We start from the raw sequence: 455 nt of genomic DNA on the forward strand, positions 1-455 counted from the left end.
AACTCGAGGAAGAGTTTTCTTTTCTGCTTAACGCACTTGCGCTCCCTACAAACAATTTGTTTGGCTCAAGGGTTCGTGTTTTGCGGCAGAGCGCCACGTCTGTTGTGTGCGTCTCGTGGTTGCTGCCGATCCGTGAAAAGGTGGCCGAGGGGTGTGATCTCGTAAAAAACACTTTGGCTAACACTGTGTACTGAAGGTGGTTGGAGTGCACACTATTCTCCTCCCCTTAAGTATACATCTCTCTGAGTGTTATGTGCTCCATAGTGTTCGAGGCGCATCGTACCCTATCTCCGCAGCCGGTCTCCAAGGTTCGTAGCCTCTGCAGAGTCAGACACACGTAGGTAAGGGAAGTCGGCAAACTCGATCCGTAACTTCGGAAAAAGGATTGGCTCTGAGGGTCGAGCTGTGCCGGGCTTAACCTTTTAAGCAGTATTAAGTAGTGGACGAGGTCTCTG

Annotated in this window: 1 protein-coding gene; it reads left to right on the top strand. The window is 50.8% G+C overall.

Translation table 11 applies throughout. From position 1 onward, the window contains the following. The coding region (locus F0L68_RS44230) for a hypothetical protein (protein ID WP_223199644.1) at nucleotides 1-194 on the top strand (194 nt) is incomplete at its 5' end. Nucleotides 195-455: the final 261 nt, after the last annotated feature.

It is taken from the genome of Solihabitans fulvus, assembly GCF_008386585.1.
Classification (GTDB): domain Bacteria; phylum Actinomycetota; class Actinomycetes; order Mycobacteriales; family Pseudonocardiaceae; genus Solihabitans; species Solihabitans fulvus.